Origin of the sequence: Pseudomonas citronellolis (assembly GCF_900112375.1) — a bacterium.
Taxonomy (GTDB): domain Bacteria; phylum Pseudomonadota; class Gammaproteobacteria; order Pseudomonadales; family Pseudomonadaceae; genus Pseudomonas; species Pseudomonas citronellolis.
Genome location: NZ_FOLS01000030.1, coordinates 1 through 16,209, shown reverse-complemented (window position 1 = coordinate 16,209; position 16,209 = coordinate 1). Strand labels below are relative to the sequence as shown.

The following is a 16,209-nucleotide window of genomic DNA, read 5'->3' as shown; positions in this document are numbered from 1 at the left end:
CTTCACCCCTGGGCCGCATCGAGGAAGGCGGGGCGCTCGCCGCCGCCGTGCAGGGCCAGTTCCGCGCCGCTGACGTAGGCCGCCAGCGGGGAAGCCAGGTACAGGCAGGCGTCGCCGATGTCGCCCGGTTCGGCCAGGCGCCCCAGCGGCACCGTGGCGGCCACGCGCTGCAGGCCGGCCTCGTCGCCGTAGTGCAGGTGGCTCTGCTCGGTGCGGATCAGCCCGCCGATCACCGCGTTGACGCGTACCTTCGGCGCCCATTCCACTGCCAGCGAACGGCCCAGGGCGAGCAGTCCGGCCTTGGCCGCGCCGTAGGCCGCGGTGCCGGGGGAGGGGCGGGTGGCGCTGACGCTGCAGATGTTGATGATCGAGCCGCCGTTGGGCTGTTTCTGCATACGCTGGTTGGCCAGCTGGCAGAGGTTCAGCGGCGCCAGCAGGTTGAGACGGACGATGGCCTCGGAGAAGCGCGGCGAGGCATCGGCGGCATCGGCATGGGGCGCGCCGCCGGCATTGTTGACCAGCACGTCGAGGCGCCCGTGGCGCTCGTCGATGGCCGCCATCAGCGCCTCCAGCTGGGCGAAGTCGCGCACGTCGCAGGGCACGAACCAGGCTTCGCGGCCCGCGTGGCTCGGCAGCTGCGCGGGGGCCTCGCGGCCGCAGATCACCACCTCGGCGCCGCGTTCCAGGAAGCGCTGGCTGATGCCGCGGCCGACGCCCTTGGCGCCGCCGGTGACCAGGACCACCTGGCCGCTGAAGTCCAATGCTTGAGTCATGTGTCGTCCTCTTTCGCGAAAGGCTTCCAGGCTAGGCGGGGTGCTGGTGGGTGCCCACGTCCGAAGGGACTAGGAATCCCGGTTTCGGCCACGGCGTTGACGGTAAACGAGGTGTATCGGCGTACAACCGCGAACGGTTGTACGCCCTACGCCGAGGGTGAGCCGGTTGACCATGCGCACACCTCGCACGGCGTCGATCCAGGCGCAAACCCCAATAGTCCTCTCGGACGATGCCACCCCCGCCCCCCGCCGAAATAATCCCGCCACATCCCCACCCCAGGAGCCACGCCATGGCCTTGCCGCAAGGGCACTTCGTCACCCTCAACGACGGACTCCGGTTGCACTACCTGGACAGCGGCAGCGGCGATGCCGTGCTGTTCATCCACGGCAGCGGCCCCGGGGCCAGCGGCCACAGCAACTTCAAGCAGAACTACCCGGACTTCGCCGGCGCCGGCCACCGCGCGCTGGTGCCGGACCTGCCCGGCTACGGCGCCAGCGACAAGCCCGAGACCGACTACACCCTGGACTTCTTCGTCGAGGCCATGTTCGGCCTGCTCGACGCCCTCGACGTGCAGCGCTGCACCCTGGTGGGCAACTCCCTGGGCGGCGCCATCGCCATCAAGATGGCCCTCGACCAGCCGCAGCGCATCGCGCGCCTGGTGCTGATGGCGCCCGGCGGGCTGATGGAGAAGGAGCAGTACTACCTGCAGATGGAAGGCATCCAGAAGATGGGCGCGGCCTTCGCCAATGGCGAGCTGAACGATGCCGGGGGCATGCGCCGCCTGCTGTCGCTGCAGCTCCACGATGCTTCGCTGATCAGCGACGAGACGGTCGATGAACGCGTCGCCGTGGTGCAGGAGCAGCCGCGCTGCGTGCTCACCCGCATGCAGGTGCCGAACCTGTCCGCGCGGCTGGCCGAGCTGGCCTGCCCGATCCTCGGCTTCTGGGGCATGAACGACAGGTTCTGCCCGGCCAGCGGCGCGCAGACGCTGATGCAGAGCTGCCGCAACATCCGCTTCATCCTGCTCAGCGAATGCGGGCACTGGGTGATGGTGGAGCACCGCGCGCTGTTCAACCGCGAGGTCCTGGCCTTCCTGGCGGAGGCCAAGGCATGAGCGAGGCCCTGCAACGCCAGCACGCTGACGAGCTTTACGCTGCGTTGGTTGAAGGCCGCACGATAACGCCGCTCACCGAGCGCTGGGCGCAGATCGGCATCGACGACGCCTACCGCATCTCCCAGCGCATCCTGCAGCGGCGCCTGGCCGACGGCGACGAGCTGGTGGGCAAGAAGATCGGCGTCACCTCCGCGGCCGTGCAGCGCATGCTCAACGTGCACCAGCCGGACTTCGGCTTCATCACCCGGCGGATGTGGTTCGCCGATGGCGCCGATATCTCGCTGGCGGAGAACCGCCTGATCCAGCCGCGCGCCGAAGGCGAGATCGCCTTCCGCCTCAAGCGCGACCTCAAAGGCCCCGGCGTCACCGAGGCCGATGTGCTGGAAGCCACCGAGTGCGTGATGGCCTGCTTCGAGATCGTCGACTCGCGCATCCACGACTGGCGCATCCGCATCCAGGACACCGTCGCCGACAACGCCTCCTGCGGGGTGTTCGTGCTCGGCGCGGTGGAGCGCGACCCGCGCGAGCTGGACCTGCCCAACCTGCGCATGCGCGTGCGCAAGAACGGCCAGCAGATCAGCGAGGGCCTGGGCTCGGCGGTACAGGGCAACCCGCTCACCGCGGTGGCCTGGCTGGCCAACACCCTGGGCGCCTTCGGCATTCCCTTCAAGGCCGGCGAGATCATCCTCTCCGGCTCCCTGGTGCCGCTGGAACCGGCGCGCGCCGGCGACCGCTTCGAACTGGACATCGACGGCCTGGGCGGCGCCCGGGTGTCCTTCCGTGCATAGGAGCTCCCCATGAGCAAGAAACTCCGGGCCGCGATCATCGGCCCCGGCAACATCGGCACCGACCTGCTGATGAAAATGCGCCGTTCCGACTGGATCGAACCGGTGTGGATGGTCGGCGTCGACCCCGAGTCCGACGGCCTCAAGCGTGCCCGCGACTTCGGCCTGAAGACCACCGCCGAGGGCGTCGACGGCCTGCTGCCGCACGTGCTGGACGACGACATCCGTATCGCCTTCGACGCCACCTCGGCCTACGTCCACGCCGAGAACAGCCGCAAGCTCAACGCCCTGGGCGTGATCATGGTCGACCTCACCCCGGCGGCCATCGGGCCCTTTTGCGTGCCGCCGGTGAACCTCGCCGAGCACGCCGGCAACCTGGCGATGAACGTCAACATGGTGACCTGCGGCGGCCAGGCGACCATCCCCATGGTCGCCGCGGTATCGCGGGTGCAGGCGGTGGACTACGCGGAGATTGTCGCGACGGTTTCCTCGCGCTCGGTGGGCCCGGGCACGCGCAAGAACATCGACGAGTTCACCCGCACCACCGCCGGCGCCATCGAGCAGGTCGGTGGGGCGAAGCAGGGCAAGGCGATCATCGTCATCAACCCGGCCGAGCCGCCGCTGATGATGCGCGACACCATCCACTGCCTGACCGCCGGCGAGCCGGACCAGGCGGCCATTCGCGAGTCGGTGCACGCGATGATCCGCGAAGTGCAGCGCTACGTGCCGGGCTACAAGCTGATCAACGGCCCGGTGTTCGACGGCAACCGCGTCTCGGTGTACCTGGAGGTGGAGGGCCTGGGCGACTACCTGCCGAAGTCCGCCGGCAACCTCGACATCATGACCGCCGCCGGCCTGCGCACCGCCGAGATGTTCGCCGAAGAAGCCCACAAGGGCGCCCTGCAACTGCCGGCGCGCTGAGGAGAGAGAACATGAACCTGCAAGGTAAGAAGGTCCGCCTGCACGACATGAGCCTGCGCGACGGCATGCACGCCAAGCGCCACCAGATCAGCCTGGAGCAGATGGTCAGCGTGGCCACCGGGCTGGATGCGGCCGGCGTGCCGCTGATCGAGATCACCCACGGCGACGGCCTGGGCGGCGCCTCGGTGAACTACGGCTTTCCGGCGCACAGCGACCGCGAGTACTTCGAGGCGGTGATTCCCAAGCTCAAGCAGGCCAAGGTCTCGGCGCTGCTGCTGCCGGGCATCGGCACCGTCGAGCACCTGAAGATGGCCCATGGCTGCGGCGTTTCCACCATCCGCGTGGCCACCCACTGCACCGAGGCCGACGTCTCCGAGCAGCACATCGGCATGGCCCGCGAGATGGGCCTGGACACCGTGGGCTTCCTGATGATGGCGCACATGGTCAGCGCCGAGCAGTTGCTGGCGCAGGCGAAGCTGATGGAGAGCTTCGGCGCCAACTGCATCTACTGCACCGACTCGGCCGGCTACATGCTGCCCGACGAGGTGAGCGCGAAGATCGGCCTGCTGCGCGCCGAGCTGAAGCCGCACACGGAGGTGGGCTTCCACGGCCACCACAACCTGGGCATGGCCATCGCCAACTCCCTGGCCGCCATCGAGGCCGGCGCCGCACGCATCGACGGCTCGGTGGCGGGGCTGGGCGCCGGCGCCGGCAACACGCCGCTGGAAGTCTTCGTCGCGGTGCTCAAGCGCATGGGCGTGGATTGCGGCGTGGACCTGTACGGCATCATGGACGTCGCCGAGGATCGGGTGGTGCCGATGATGGATCAGCCCATCCGCCTCGACCGCGATGCCCTGACCCTGGGCTACGCCGGGGTGTACAGCTCCTTCCTGCTGTTCGCCAAGCGCGCCGAGGCGCGCTACGGGGTATCGGCCCGCGAGCTGCTGGTGGAGCTGGGCCGGCGCGGTACCGTCGGCGGGCAGGAGGACATGATCGAGGACCTGGCGCTGACCCTTTCAGGTCAGCGTTCCGCGCTGCCGACCTAAAAGAAAACGCCCCGTGGCGCGAGCCACGGGGCGTTTTCATTCACGCGTAGCGAGCAGGTCGATCAGAACACGCTGAACGGGTACTCGACGAAGATGCGCACTTCGTTGCCGTCGTCGTTGTACTCGCGGGCGTCGTTGGAAACGCGTACCCAGGAGCCACGCAGCTTGACCGACAGGTCCTTGGCCGGGCCGCTCTGTACGACGTACTTGGCCTGGTTGAAGATCTCGCGCTCGTGGCCGTTGTCGGTCTGCGAGGTCTTGATGTTGTCGCCGTAGACGTAGGCGACGGTGTAGCTCAGGCCCGGGATGCCGTACTCAGCGAAGTTGATGCTGTAGTTGGCCTGCCAGGAACGCTCGTCTTCGGCGTTGAAGTCCGACCAGTAGGAGTTGGCCAGCCAGATGGTGGTGCCGCCGTCGCCCAGGCCGCCGGCGTTCTGGTACCAGCCGTAGTTGTAGCCGGTGTCGCCGGTGTTGCGCTGGTGGGCGATCATGAACGAGTGGGCGCCGATGGCGTAGGTGGCTGCCAGGCTCCAGATGGTGTTGTCGCGGTCGCCGCCGAAGTTCAGGTTGGCGAAGTCCTTGTTCAGCTTGGTCTTGTAGCCGTTGAAGTCGAAGGTCAGCGACTGCGCATCCTGCATCGGGATGACGTAGTTCAGGTTCATGTACTGCTTGCGTGCCACGTCCTTGTTGTCCGAGGCGTACAGCGAGCCGCTGAAGTTGTCGGTGAACTTGTAGCTGCCGCCGTACACGTCGATGCGCTTCAGGCCGCCGCTGTCACGCCCTTCGGCGCTCTTGCGGGCTTCTTCGGTGAAGCTGCCGACGTTCAGCTCCAGGCCCTCGATCTCCTTGGAGGTGATCAGGGTGCCGGTGTAGCTCTCCGGCAGCAGGCGCGAGTTGTCGTAGCTCAGCACCGGCAGGCTGGGCATCTGGTCACCGTACTTGATCACGGTGTTGGAGATGCGCGCCTTGACCGCGCCACCGGCGCGAGACAGGTCGTTGGCTGCTTCGCCGCTGTCGCCGCGCTTGAAGAAGTCGATGCCGCCGGCACCGCTCTTGCCTTTGCCGCCATCCAGGCGCAGGGCGTACAGGCCGAAGGCGTCGACGCCGAAGCCGACGGTGCCCTGGGTGAAGCCGGAGGAGAAGGTGGCGGTGGCCGACTGGCCCCACTCGGCTTTGTCCGGCGCGCCGTGCTTGTAGTCACGGTTCATGTAGGCGTTGCGGAAGAACAGGTCCAGGTGGCTGTCCTCGACGAAGCCCTTGGCGCCGGACTGGTCATCGGCCATGGCCTGGGTGCTGGCAGCGAGGATCCCCAATGCAAGCAAACTGAACGCTTTGTTAGTCATTTTGTTATTTCCTGCAGTCTGTTTATTCGCAGCCCCCGAGCGTGGAAAAAAGCCTGCCGTCCCGGATGCTCCAATCCAGGTCTGGCAACGCGTGGGTGCTGGCGTTTCTTGGATGTCTCGAGGCCCCTCACAGGCCCCGATGGCGCGGGATGATAGCAGAACGTGGATAAAATCCAGGAATTTCGATGGCAGGTTGCGAAAATCGCCGTTCGGGTGGTGCGGATAAGAAAGACGGCCGTTTCTCTCCATGGGAGAAATGGCATTTTTCATATGGGATGGGGCTATGGCTTCGCTTGCGGAGTGGGGTGGGGGCCTTGGCCCCGCGCTCCGATCTCCACCCCGTCATTCCCGCGAACGCGGGACGCGGCTCCATCGCGAACAGCGCTTGCGCTGGCCCGAAGGGGAATAACCCAGAGACTTGGGGGCTCGGTGTAGCGCGCCGCACCGAGTCTGCGGAGATTTTTTGTTTCGCCCCCTCGGGCGAGTCACTTTTGTCAGTCGCCACAAAAGTAACCAAAAAGGCTTGCCCCGACATACGGGCCCGATGAAGCTGGGCTACCCTCACGAACTCCCCCGCCACGGAGGCCCGCCCCGAGGGTACGTCCCTGTAGCCCGCGGGGCTCTCGCGACATCCATGTCGCATGACCTCCTGAGCGCGGGTTTCGCTCGGCCTTCTGAAGGGGCGTTCCGGTGCGCTCGGACGTTTCTCTGGAAATCCAAAAGCCGGAGCGAACGCGCTTTTGCTTTTGCTCTTCGTAGGAGCGAGCTTGCTCGCGAACCCCGCAGTCACTGGATTATTCCCCTTCGGGCCAGCGCAAGCGCTGTTCGCGATGGAGCCGCGTCCCGCGTTCGCGGGAATGACGGGGTGGGGTTAGGCGTTTTCAGGATGACTCAGGACTCTCCCCCCACTCAGGACAGCCCCCTCTCCCGCTTGCGGGAGAGGGCTGGGGAGAGGGCGCTCTTTGCAGAGCCCCAACCCCTGCCGCAACCCCGTCGGAAATCCGTAGGGCGCATAACGCCTACGGCGTTATCCGCCGAATCGCGGACAGAGTCCGCTCCTACGGTTCCAGGGAAGCACGGACGTAGGAGCGGACTCCGTCCGCGATTGGATTCACCGGCCACGCCGGACGCTCCAGTGGCACGAACAGCCCCTCTCCCTCCGGAAGAGGGCCGGGGTGAGGGCGCGAACCCAGCATTGCGCACCTTCCCCAAACCAAAGAATCACTTAACTGAACAACACCACCGCTCAGCCCGAGCCCATTTCACGATTACGCCTTTGCAACCACAGGCTCAGACCCAGGCCGAGAAGCGCAGCGACGCAGGCAAAGGGGAAGATCGAACGGAAGCCCCAGGCAGTGGCGATGGCGCCGGCCACCGGCCCGGTGATGCCTAGGGATACGTCGATGAACAGCGAGTAGGCGCCCAGCGCCGCGCCACGGCTGGAGGCCGGCACCAGGCGCACCGCCTCCACGCCCAGGGCGGGGAACACCAGGGAGAAGCCGAAGCCGGTCAGCGCCGCGCCGGCCATGGCCGACCAGGGCCCCGGGGCCAGCCACAGCAGGAGCAGGCCGAGGCTTTCCACCAGCAGGCAGCCGATGGCCACGGCGAAGCCGCCGTGGCGGTTGATGGCGTTGGCGAACAGCAGACGCGCACCGATGAAGCAGGCGCCGAAGGCGCTCAGGCAGTACACCGCGCCGCCCCAGCCGCGGCTGGCGTAGTACAGGGTGATGAAGGTGGCGATGCAGCCGAAGCCGATGCCGCCCAGGGCCAGCCCGGTGCCATGGGGCGCCACGCGGCCGAGCACGTGGTGGAAGGGCAGGCGCTCGCCGTGGACGATGGCCGCGGCGCGCTTGGGCCAGGCCAGGGCGAAGCCGACGGCGGCCAGCAGCATCACCACCGCGCCCATGCTCCACAGTCCCAGGCCCTGCACCAGGAGGACGCCGAAGGGTGCGCCCACGGCCAGCGCGCCGTAGCTGGCGATGCCGTTCCAGGAGATCACCTTGGCGGTGTGCAGCGAGCCGACGCGGTCGATGCCCCAGCTGATGGCGCCGGTGCCCACCAGGCTCTCGGCGGTGCCGAGGATCATCCGGCCGAGCAGCAGGCAGCCCAGGCTCAGCGCCGGCATGCCCTGCAGCCACACCGAAAGCAGCATCAGCAGGCCGCTGCCGGCGCAGCCGAGCATGCCGTAGAGCACCGCGCGCTTGGGCCCGAGGTTGTCGATCACCTTGCCGGCGTAGGGCCGGGTGAGCAGGGTGGCCAGGTACTGCACGCTGATCACCAACCCGGCCAGCACCGAGCCGAAGCCCAGGTCGCCATGCACGTAGCCCGGCAGCACGGCCAGGGGAATGCCGATGGTCAGGTAGGCGAGAAAGGTGAACAGCACCACCGACACCACCTCGAGCGTGATGGCGGCGTTGGAACGGGACATGGCGGTATCGGCGGACATGGACACGAACAGCGGGGCGGAGAGGGGAGAAGCATGATGAACCGCCGTCGGCTTGTAGGAAAGCTAGCTAACGAACTACCTGAGGGGTTTGCACGAAGCCGGGTGTATCGGCGTACAACCGCGAACGGTTGTACGCCCTACGTTACGGGTGGGTTTTGCGTAGGGCGGATAACCGTTCGCGGTTATCCGCCGTTTGACCGTGATCCCCGGCGCGCCCCGGATTCGAGCACGAAGCGCCTGTTCGGGGGCGCTCCGCGTTTACCGGGGAATCAGACGCGCCGGAACAACGTCGGATAATCCAGCACCAACCCCTGCCCATCCACCTCCAGCAACGCCTGGAAGTCCGTACCCTCCAGGTTGCGGTACAGGTAATGGCTGGCATCCCGGCGCGTGTAGCCCTGTCGCATCTTCCTCGGCTGCAACTTTGGAGCCTCCACGTAGACCACCTCCAGCGCAACAGACTGGCCATCGCCCAGGCCCAGGCGGCGGATCGGGAAGGTGTTGGTGAAGGGGCTGGGCCAGATGTCGATATCCAGGCAGCCATCCAGTTCCGCCAGCGCAGTGCCGTCGCCCAGCGTCCAGCGGCCCTGGCCGTCGGTCAGCAGCGCCAGATGGCGTTGCAGGTGTTCGCCCTCCACCAGCAGTTCGGCCTCGCGCAGGCGCCAGTCGGCGTCCCATTCCAGGCGGTATTCCAGCTGGTAGGGCGGCTGGCCGTCGGCGGCGGCCACGCGCAACTGGCTGTCGGCGCGGCCGTCCTGCAGGTGCAGGCGCTCCCAACTGGCCGGCGAGGCCTGCCACAGGCCTTCCCAGGTCAGTTGGCGGTTCATGCCGGATCCAGCAGCAGGCCCAGGCGCAGGCGCTTGGGCAGGCGGGCGACCACCAGTTGGTGCGAGCGGGTGAGGGCCTCGCGCAACTCGTCGGCGCCCATGGGGTAGGGGCGCTGCATGCTGATCCAGTGGGCGCGGGCCAGGTAAGGCGCGGGGCGGATGCCGGGGCGGTCGACGAAGCCGAGGAAGAGTTCCGGGCCGACCTTGAAGGCCAGGCCGCCGCGGCCCTCGTCGAGGAAGTCGAGGATGGCGAACATCTTGTTGCCGGCCACCGAGAACACCCGGTTGCTGCCCCACTTGAGGTCTTCGCGGGCGCCGGGCAATTGCAGGCAGAAGCGGGCGATCTGGTCGGGCGTCATGGGTTCTCCGGCGTCAGTCGCGGAAATAGACCTGCACCAGATGGTAGCCGAACTGGCTTTTCACCGGGCCGTGGACGACGTTCAGCGGCTTCTTGAACACCACCGCGTCGACGCTGCGCACTAACTGCCCGGGGCGCAGCTCGCCGAGGTCGCCGCCGCGCTTGCCGGAGGGGCAGGTGGAATGCTTCTTCGCCAGGGCGGCGAAGTCTTCCCCCTTGGCCAGGCGCAGCTTGAGCTGCTCGGCCTCGGCGGCGGTCTTGACCAGGATGTGGCGGGCCATGGCGACGGGCATGGAAGGTTCTCGGCTGAAGGAAATGGCCGATTGTACTCCCGCTCGGCCACTCGGGAGGCAGTGACGTACATCGCATTTTTCCGGGGCTGGCATTGTGCCCGTCTGACGGCCTACCTAGAGTCTGATGATTATTCCTACAAGCGCTTGCCTGTCGTGGGCAGCGCCTTCCCCTAGCGTGCGGATGCAGTACAGATGGAAATCCAAGCGATGCTGCGGATCCTGTCCAGCCAGGACGGTTCCGATCTTTACCTTTCCACCGGCGCGCCGCCCTGCGCCAAGTTCAACGGCGTGCTCAAGCCGCTGTCCAGCGAGCCGCTGAAGGCCGGTGACGTGGCGCGCATCGCCGACGCCATCATGGACGAGGAGCAGAAGGCCGAATTCGAGCGCGAACTGGAGATGAACCTGGCGATCTCGGTCTCCGGCGTCGGGCGCTTCCGCATCAACATCTTCAAGCAGCGCAACGAGGTGTCCATCGTCGCGCGCAACATCAAGCTGGACATCCCGCTGTTCGAAGACCTGAAGCTGCCCGAGGTGCTGCTCAAGGTGGTGATGGAGAAGCGCGGCCTGGTGCTCTTCGTCGGCGGCACCGGCTCGGGCAAGTCGACCTCCCTGGCGGCGCTGATCGACCACCGCAACCGCAACAGCGGCGGGCACATCATCACCATCGAGGACCCCATCGAGTACGTGCACCGGCACCGCAAGTCGATCATCAACCAGCGCGAAGTGGGAGTGGACACCCGCAGCTTCCATGCCGCGCTGAAGAACACCCTGCGCCAGGCGCCGGACGTGATCCTGATCGGCGAGATCCGCGACCGCGAGACCATGGAGCACGCCCTGGCCTTCGCCGACACCGGGCACCTGGCGATCTCCACCCTGCACGCCAACAACGCCAACCAGGCGCTGGACCGCATCATCAACTTCTTCCCCGAAGAGCGCCGGCCGCAGCTGCTCAACGACCTGGGCAACAACCTCAAGGCCTTCGTCTCCCAGCGCCTGGTGCGCACCCAGGACGGCAAGCGCCGCGCCGCGGTGGAGGTGCTGCTGGGCACCGCGACCATCAGCGACATCATCAAGCGCGGCGACTTCAGTTCGATCAAGGAGATCATGGACAAGTCCCGCGCGCTGGGCATGCAGACCTTCGACCAGGCGCTGTTCGACCTGGCGGTGGAAGGCGCGATCAGCGAGGAAGAGGCGGTGAAGAACGCCGACTCGGCGAACAACCTGCGGCTGAAGCTCAAGCTGCACCGGGACAACCCGGCCGCGGCCCAGGCCCAGGCGGCCAGCGCCCAGCCGGCAACCCCGGCCGCGCCCGCGGTGGAAGCCTCCAGCTGGGGCCTGGAACTGGCCCTGGAAGAGATCAAGGCCGAGGACGAGGAAGACAAGAAGGGCGGTTGAAAGGTGGGCGAGGCGTAGGGCGGATAACCGTTCGCGGTTATCCGCCGTTTGACCTCGACCCCCGGCGCGCCGCGGATTCGACCACGGAGCGCCTGTTCGGGGCCCCGATCGAGCAAGGTCCGCTGCATCACCCATGGCGCACCAATGTAGGAGCGGGCCCTGCGCGCGAATCGCGGGCAGGGCCCGCTCCTACAGGTGGGCTCGGAGGAGGGCGCATCGTAGGAGCGAGCTTGCTCGCGAACAGACTCCGCTGCGGGGTTCATTCGCGAGCAAGCTCGCTCCTACGAAAAGCCGTGCTCGCCTGCAACGTCGCGATCCGGCCGCCAGGCCGGTGCCAGGCCTTATCGCGGATAAGGTGTATTGCCCCCATTCCCGGAATGTCGGCTAACTTCCCGATACAGCTTCCTCCTCAAGGCCCAGGGCGCACGGCTTATGCTCGGCGACCCATGCAAAGGCCGGAGCCCCGAAGATGATCCGTATTCGCCCCGCCACCGAGGCGGACGTGGCGACCCTGTTCGCCATCCGCACCAGCGTGCGCCAGAACCACCTGTCCCACGAGCAGTTGGCCGAGCTAGGCATCACCCCGGCCAGCGTGGCCTCGGCCATTCGCCTCGGCCCCTGCTGCTGGCTGGCCGAGGCGGATGGGGTGGCCGTGGGTTTCGCCATGGTGGATGGGGCGGCGGGGGAAGTCTTCGCCCTGTTCGTCCGCCCGGAATACGAGGGCCTTGGGGCAGGGCGCCTGCTGCTGGCGGCGGCCGAGGCCAGCCTGTTCCGCGAACATGTGCGCATCTGGCTGGTCACCGATGGCTCGGACGGCATTCGCGCCAACGACTTCTACCAGCGCCACGGCTGGCAGAAGGTGGCCAACCTCGATGCCCGCGACGTGCGCTACGAGAAGCAGGCCGGCGCCGTCGACCGGTTGCTGCAGGACGTGCGCCTGGTCAGCGAGACGAACTTCCAGTTGCTCTGCCGGGTACGCGAACTGGCGTTGGCGGTGGCGCCCGATGTCCATGACGAAGTGAAGTACGGTGGCGTACTGTTTTCCCGGGCGCGGCCCTTCGGCGGCGTCTTCGCCTATGCCGGCCACGTCTCGCTGGAGCTCAGCCAGGGCGCCAGCCTGGATGATCCCTATGCTGTGCTGGAGGGTGGCGGCAAGCAGCGGCGGCACATCAAATTGCGCACGCTCGACGACATAGAGACGCGACAGATCGCCCATTACCTGCGCAGCGCCGCGATGCTGGCCGAGTAAGGCCCGCCGGCCGTCTTTCGGCAACACTGCCCTGGCAGACTGGCGCCAGCCGCCCGACTCGCGCGGGGCTCACCCTGAACCGCAGAAGGACCTCGACCATGCGCCATGCCTTGCTCAAGACCCTCGGCCTCGCCGGCCTGCTCGCCACCAGCCTCGCCGGCACCGCCGCGGAAAATCCCGGCCAGGCCCTGAGCGCCAGGGCCGGCATCCCCTGGCCGACGGTGATCGCCCACCGCGGCGCCTCCCACGACGCTCCGGAGGAAACCGCCCCGGCCTACCTGGCGGCCCGCGAACTGGGCGCCGACTACCTGGAGGCCGACCTGCAGCGCACCCGCGACGGCGTGCTGGTCGCCCTGCACGACGACACCCTGGAACGCACCACCAACGTCGCCGAGGTCTTCCCCGCGCGGGCCAAGGACCCGGTCAGCAGCTTCACCCTCGCCGAACTCAAGCGCCTGGACGCCGGCAGCTGGTTCAACCAGGCCTACCCCGAACGCGCCCGGGCGAAGTTCGCCGGCCTGAAAATCCTCGCCCTGGACGAGCTGATCGACATCGCCGAAGGCGGCGCCCATAAGCCCGGCCTGTACCTGGAAACCAAGGTCCCGGCGCAGTTCCCCGGCATCGAGGAAGACCTGCGCAAGGCCCTGCAAAGAAGGGGCTGGCTCAGCCCGCAAAGCCTGGCCCGCGGTGGCGTGGTGCTGCAGACCTTCGAGAAAGGCAGCCTGGAACTGCTGCAAAAGAGCATGCCGCAGGTGCCCAAGGTGCTGCTGCTGTGGGTGGGCGACGGCTACATGGCGCCGCGCTCTGACGTGGCCTTCAAGGACTCCGGCGCCCCGGACAAGGCCACCTTCTACGCCGGCCAGCAAGTGAAATCCAAAGCGGAATTCAGCGCCTGGATCGACTGGGCCAAGGCCCACGGCGCCGCCGGCACCGGCCCCTCGGCCACCCTCAGCGAACGCGGCGAGCAGAGCTACATGGACCTGGTGAAACCCTGGATGAACCAGCTGACCCACCAGCGCGGCCTGTTCATCCATGCCTACGCGGTGGATTCCGACGTGGACTTCAAGCGCCTGTCCGAGGCCGGCGTGGACGGCTTCTTCACCAACCGCGCCGACCGCCTGCTGGCCTTCTACGGGCGCCCGGCCGCCAAGTCGGTGGGGGAGGTACTGGCGGGGCTGGGCTACTGATAGAAATACCTTCGTATATCCCCCCGCCACAGAGGTATAGCCCTGCCGTCCCGATGGAGAAGTGCGCCAGGAAGTACCCGCCAATAGCATGGGTTCACAGCGGACGATTCGCTGCAACGGCCCTGCATTTCGGTACTCGCCTATCGCCCAGCCGAGCCCGAAGGAACGACTTCCAGGTTATTGGCCACTTCTTCCGAGGAAACGTCATGAACATGCATCTGAACTATTCCTTTCAAAAGAATTCCACCCAAAAGAATGAACAACACCAGGAGAGGGAAGAGCTGGTGCCTTCGCGCTATGCGCTGCGGGTCGGCGACATCGACGTGCTGGTGGTCAGCGATGGGGTGCTGCCGCTGCCGACCGCGACCATGTCCACCAATGCCGATCCGGCCGCCCGCGCGGCCTGGTTCAAGGACATGTTCCTGGGCCCGGAGGCGTTCGACTGGGCGCTGAACGTACTGGTGGTGCGCAGCGGCGAGCAGACCATTCTGGTCGACGCCGGCCTGGGCGGGCAGTTCCCCGGCTTCCCGCGGGCCGGGCAGTTCCCCCGGCGCCTGGAGGCGGCCGGTATCGACCTGGCGTCGGTCACCGACGTGGTGATCACCCACATGCACATGGACCACATCGGCGGGTTGCTCGTCGACGAGGTGAAGAACCGGCTGCGCCCGGATGTGCGCATCCACGTCGCGGCCACCGAGGTGGCGTTCTGGGCTGCGCCCGATTTCTCCCTCACCTCCATGCCGGCGCCGGTGCCGGACGTCCTGCGCGCGACTGCCGGGCAGTTCATGGAGGCATACTGCGACAAGCTGCATACCTTCGAGGATGAGCACGAGGTGGCGCCGGGCGTGGTCGCCAGGCTCACCGGCGGCCACACGCCGGGGCATAGCGTGGTCCATGTGACATCCGCCGGCGAACGCCTGACCTTCGCCGGCGACGCCCTGTTCCCGGTGGCCTTCGACCACCCCGACTGGCACAACGGCTTCGAACACGACCCCGAGGAATCGGTGCGCGTGCGCGTCCGTCTTATGCAGGAGGCGGCGGCCAGCGGTGAGCTGCTGGTGGCCACGCACCTGCCGTTCCCCTCCGTTGGCCGGGTGGCCGTCGACGGCGATGCCTTCCGTTGGATTGCGGCCTTCTGGGATTACTGACGGTCCGGCCCGCCCGGATGGGCTGTACACGTTCACTGGCCAGGAGTCCGGCGTCGGTCCGCTCCTGGCCTTCATGGATTCTCCTGAAATTTCCCACCCACATTCTCCCTTGTGAGCCTACAAGTCCCCTCGCTAGATTCCCTTCCGCCACGGTCAATCCCGTGGCCCGGATCGCAGTCCGGTCGAGTAGAGAAGCGCACGAAGCGCCGATGCACCTTGCACAGGCGCTTTTTCTTGCCTGCTGCGAGATGCAGTTATGGTGGGTCGTGCGGGGCGGGCTTCGGCCTGGCCGGTTCTTGCTTCTCTCGCCGGTACTGCGACCCCGCACGATCCGCCACCCATTCCCGGGTTGGCGGCTCCTTCCTCCGTACTAAGGAGCAATGGAAATGCCGTATCACTTCGTGTCTGTCGTGTATCCCCCGTTGTCCCATTCGTCCTTCGCCTTCCCCCGGGAGGTGCGCCATGGCTGATCGCAGGCTGGTTGCGTTGCAGGCCCAGGCGTCCGAGGGCGTGCTCTATATCGATACCGCCGCGCCGGCGGAACATATCTACGATGTGGCCGAACGCCGGCTGAATGCACTGGAGGACCTGTTGCGGGTGCTGGAGGTGCATGACGTCGGCGACGTGCTGGTGCACGAGACGTCACGCCTGGCTTCCGCACTGGCGCCGTTGGTGGGCGAGGCGCGGCAGTTGTACGAGCTGGCGCGGGAGAAGGCTCTGGTGGCTGGCCGGTAGGAGCAACTGTCTATTGGGTTCCCGCGTTCGCGGGAATGACCTGGGAAAACACGAATCTTAATCCCGTCATTCCCGTGAACGCGGGGCGCGGCTCCATCGCGAACAGCACTTGCGCTGGCCCGAAGGGGAATAACCCAGAAAACAACGTAGGAGCGGGCCCTGCCCGCGATTCGCGCGCAGGGCGCGCTCCTACAGGGGAATGGCGTGGGTGGGGCGGCGTAGGAGCGAGCTTGCTCGCGAATGGGGTTTACCGGTGTAAGCGTACGGGCAAGGCATCTTGCGCAGGTCAGGCTGGTATCCACTGATGCGGCAACAGCTGCTCAATCTCGCTGGCCTTCTGCGTCGGCAGCCGCGTCAGTACATCCTTGAGATAGGCGTATGGATCATGCCCATTCATCCGTGCCGACTGGATCAAGCTCATGATCGCCGCCGCCCGCTTGCCGCTGCGCAGTGACCCTGCGAAGAGCCAGTTCGAACGACCGAGCGCCCACGGCCTGATCTGGTTCTCGACCGCATTGTTATCGATGGGCACAGCACCATCGTCCAGGTAGCGCGTCAGCGCTACCCAGCGTTTCAAGCTGTAATCCA

At 66.9% G+C, this 16,209-nt stretch carries 16 protein-coding genes and 1 pseudogene; 10 read left to right on the top strand and 7 right to left on the bottom strand.

Going from position 1 to position 16,209, the window contains the following annotated elements; genetic code table 11:
* Positions 1 to 2: 2 nt before the first annotated feature.
* On the bottom strand, positions 3 to 773 hold the full coding sequence (locus BM060_RS24525; RefSeq protein WP_074983946.1) for an SDR family oxidoreductase: 771 nt from the start codon (positions 771 to 773) through the stop codon (positions 3 to 5).
* A 290-nt stretch (positions 774 to 1,063) separates the two neighbouring features.
* Between BM060_RS24525 and BM060_RS24520 the strand changes: the two genes are divergently transcribed.
* The 4 genes from BM060_RS24520 to dmpG are packed head-to-tail and all read left to right on the top strand — an operon-like array spanning position 1,064 to position 4,640.
* Positions 1,064 to 1,888 (top strand): alpha/beta fold hydrolase, encoded by an 825-nt coding sequence (locus BM060_RS24520; RefSeq protein ID WP_074983944.1) that lies wholly within the window; start codon positions 1,064 to 1,066, stop codon positions 1,886 to 1,888.
* A complete protein-coding gene (locus tag BM060_RS24515; RefSeq protein WP_074983941.1) occupies positions 1,885 to 2,676 on the top strand; it encodes a fumarylacetoacetate hydrolase family protein in 792 nt (263 codons plus the stop codon). The genes BM060_RS24520 and BM060_RS24515 overlap by 4 nt, the downstream gene beginning before the upstream one ends.
* 9 nt (positions 2,677 to 2,685) lie before the next feature.
* Entirely contained in the window at positions 2,686 to 3,594 is a 909-nt protein-coding gene (locus BM060_RS24510; protein WP_074983938.1) for an acetaldehyde dehydrogenase (acetylating), read from the top strand.
* An 11-nt stretch (positions 3,595 to 3,605) separates the two neighbouring features.
* Positions 3,606 to 4,640: a 4-hydroxy-2-oxovalerate aldolase gene (gene dmpG, locus BM060_RS24505; RefSeq protein WP_074983936.1), complete on the top strand. Its 1,035-nt coding sequence runs from the start codon at positions 3,606 to 3,608 to the stop codon at positions 4,638 to 4,640.
* Between the two features lie 62 nt (positions 4,641 to 4,702).
* Here dmpG and BM060_RS24500 read toward each other — a convergent pair whose 3' ends face one another.
* The 5 genes from BM060_RS24500 to BM060_RS24480 form a co-directional block, all read right to left on the bottom strand.
* A complete protein-coding gene (locus BM060_RS24500) occupies positions 4,703 to 5,983 on the bottom strand; it encodes an OprD family porin (protein WP_074983934.1) in 1,281 nt (426 codons plus the stop codon).
* A 1,246-nt stretch (positions 5,984 to 7,229) separates the two neighbouring features.
* Entirely contained in the window at positions 7,230 to 8,429 is a 1,200-nt protein-coding gene (locus BM060_RS24495; protein ID WP_083426838.1) for an MFS transporter, read from the bottom strand.
* 269 nt (positions 8,430 to 8,698) lie between these two features.
* A complete protein-coding gene (locus BM060_RS24490) occupies positions 8,699 to 9,256 on the bottom strand; it encodes a putative glycolipid-binding domain-containing protein (protein WP_074983930.1) in 558 nt (185 codons plus the stop codon).
* Positions 9,253 to 9,615 carry an MmcQ/YjbR family DNA-binding protein gene (locus BM060_RS24485; RefSeq protein WP_074983928.1) on the bottom strand — a complete coding sequence of 121 codons (363 nt, stop codon included), beginning with the start codon at positions 9,613 to 9,615 and terminating at the stop codon, positions 9,253 to 9,255. Before BM060_RS24485 ends, BM060_RS24490 begins: the two co-directional genes overlap by 4 nt.
* A gap of 13 nt (positions 9,616 to 9,628) precedes the next feature.
* Positions 9,629 to 9,907 (bottom strand): peptidylprolyl isomerase, encoded by a 279-nt coding sequence (locus BM060_RS24480; protein ID WP_074983926.1) that lies wholly within the window; start codon positions 9,905 to 9,907, stop codon positions 9,629 to 9,631.
* 192 nt (positions 9,908 to 10,099) lie between these two features.
* Between BM060_RS24480 and BM060_RS24475 the strand changes: the two genes are divergently transcribed.
* The 6 genes and pseudogenes from BM060_RS24475 to BM060_RS24455 all read left to right on the top strand — a co-directional run bounded on the left by BM060_RS24475 (position 10,100) and on the right by BM060_RS24455 (position 15,621).
* Positions 10,100 to 11,302, top strand: coding sequence for a PilT/PilU family type 4a pilus ATPase (locus BM060_RS24475; RefSeq protein WP_074983924.1), 1,203 nt, complete (start codon positions 10,100 to 10,102; stop codon positions 11,300 to 11,302).
* Between the two features lie 469 nt (positions 11,303 to 11,771).
* Positions 11,772 to 12,200, top strand: a pseudogene (locus tag BM060_RS32190) (GNAT family N-acetyltransferase); the annotation flags it as partial.
* Positions 12,186 to 12,551: a DUF1801 domain-containing protein gene (locus BM060_RS33040; protein ID WP_174672440.1), complete on the top strand. Its 366-nt coding sequence runs from the start codon at positions 12,186 to 12,188 to the stop codon at positions 12,549 to 12,551. The pseudogene BM060_RS32190 and the gene BM060_RS33040, both read left to right, overlap by 15 nt.
* Before the next feature lie 98 nt (positions 12,552 to 12,649).
* The gene (locus BM060_RS24465; RefSeq protein WP_074983919.1) at positions 12,650 to 13,738 is read left to right on the top strand and encodes a glycerophosphodiester phosphodiesterase; all 1,089 of its coding nucleotides are present in this window, start codon (positions 12,650 to 12,652) and stop codon (positions 13,736 to 13,738) included.
* 206 nt (positions 13,739 to 13,944) lie between these two features.
* A complete protein-coding gene (locus BM060_RS24460; RefSeq protein WP_074983916.1) occupies positions 13,945 to 14,886 on the top strand; it encodes an MBL fold metallo-hydrolase in 942 nt (313 codons plus the stop codon).
* A gap of 462 nt (positions 14,887 to 15,348) precedes the next feature.
* A complete protein-coding gene (locus BM060_RS24455; RefSeq protein ID WP_074983913.1) occupies positions 15,349 to 15,621 on the top strand; it encodes a hypothetical protein in 273 nt (90 codons plus the stop codon).
* A gap of 286 nt (positions 15,622 to 15,907) precedes the next feature.
* Here the strand turns inward: BM060_RS24455 and BM060_RS24450 are convergent.
* Positions 15,908 to 16,209, bottom strand: a 302-nt coding sequence (locus tag BM060_RS24450) for a transposase domain-containing protein (RefSeq protein WP_143096604.1), incomplete at its 5' end; no start/stop codon positions are given.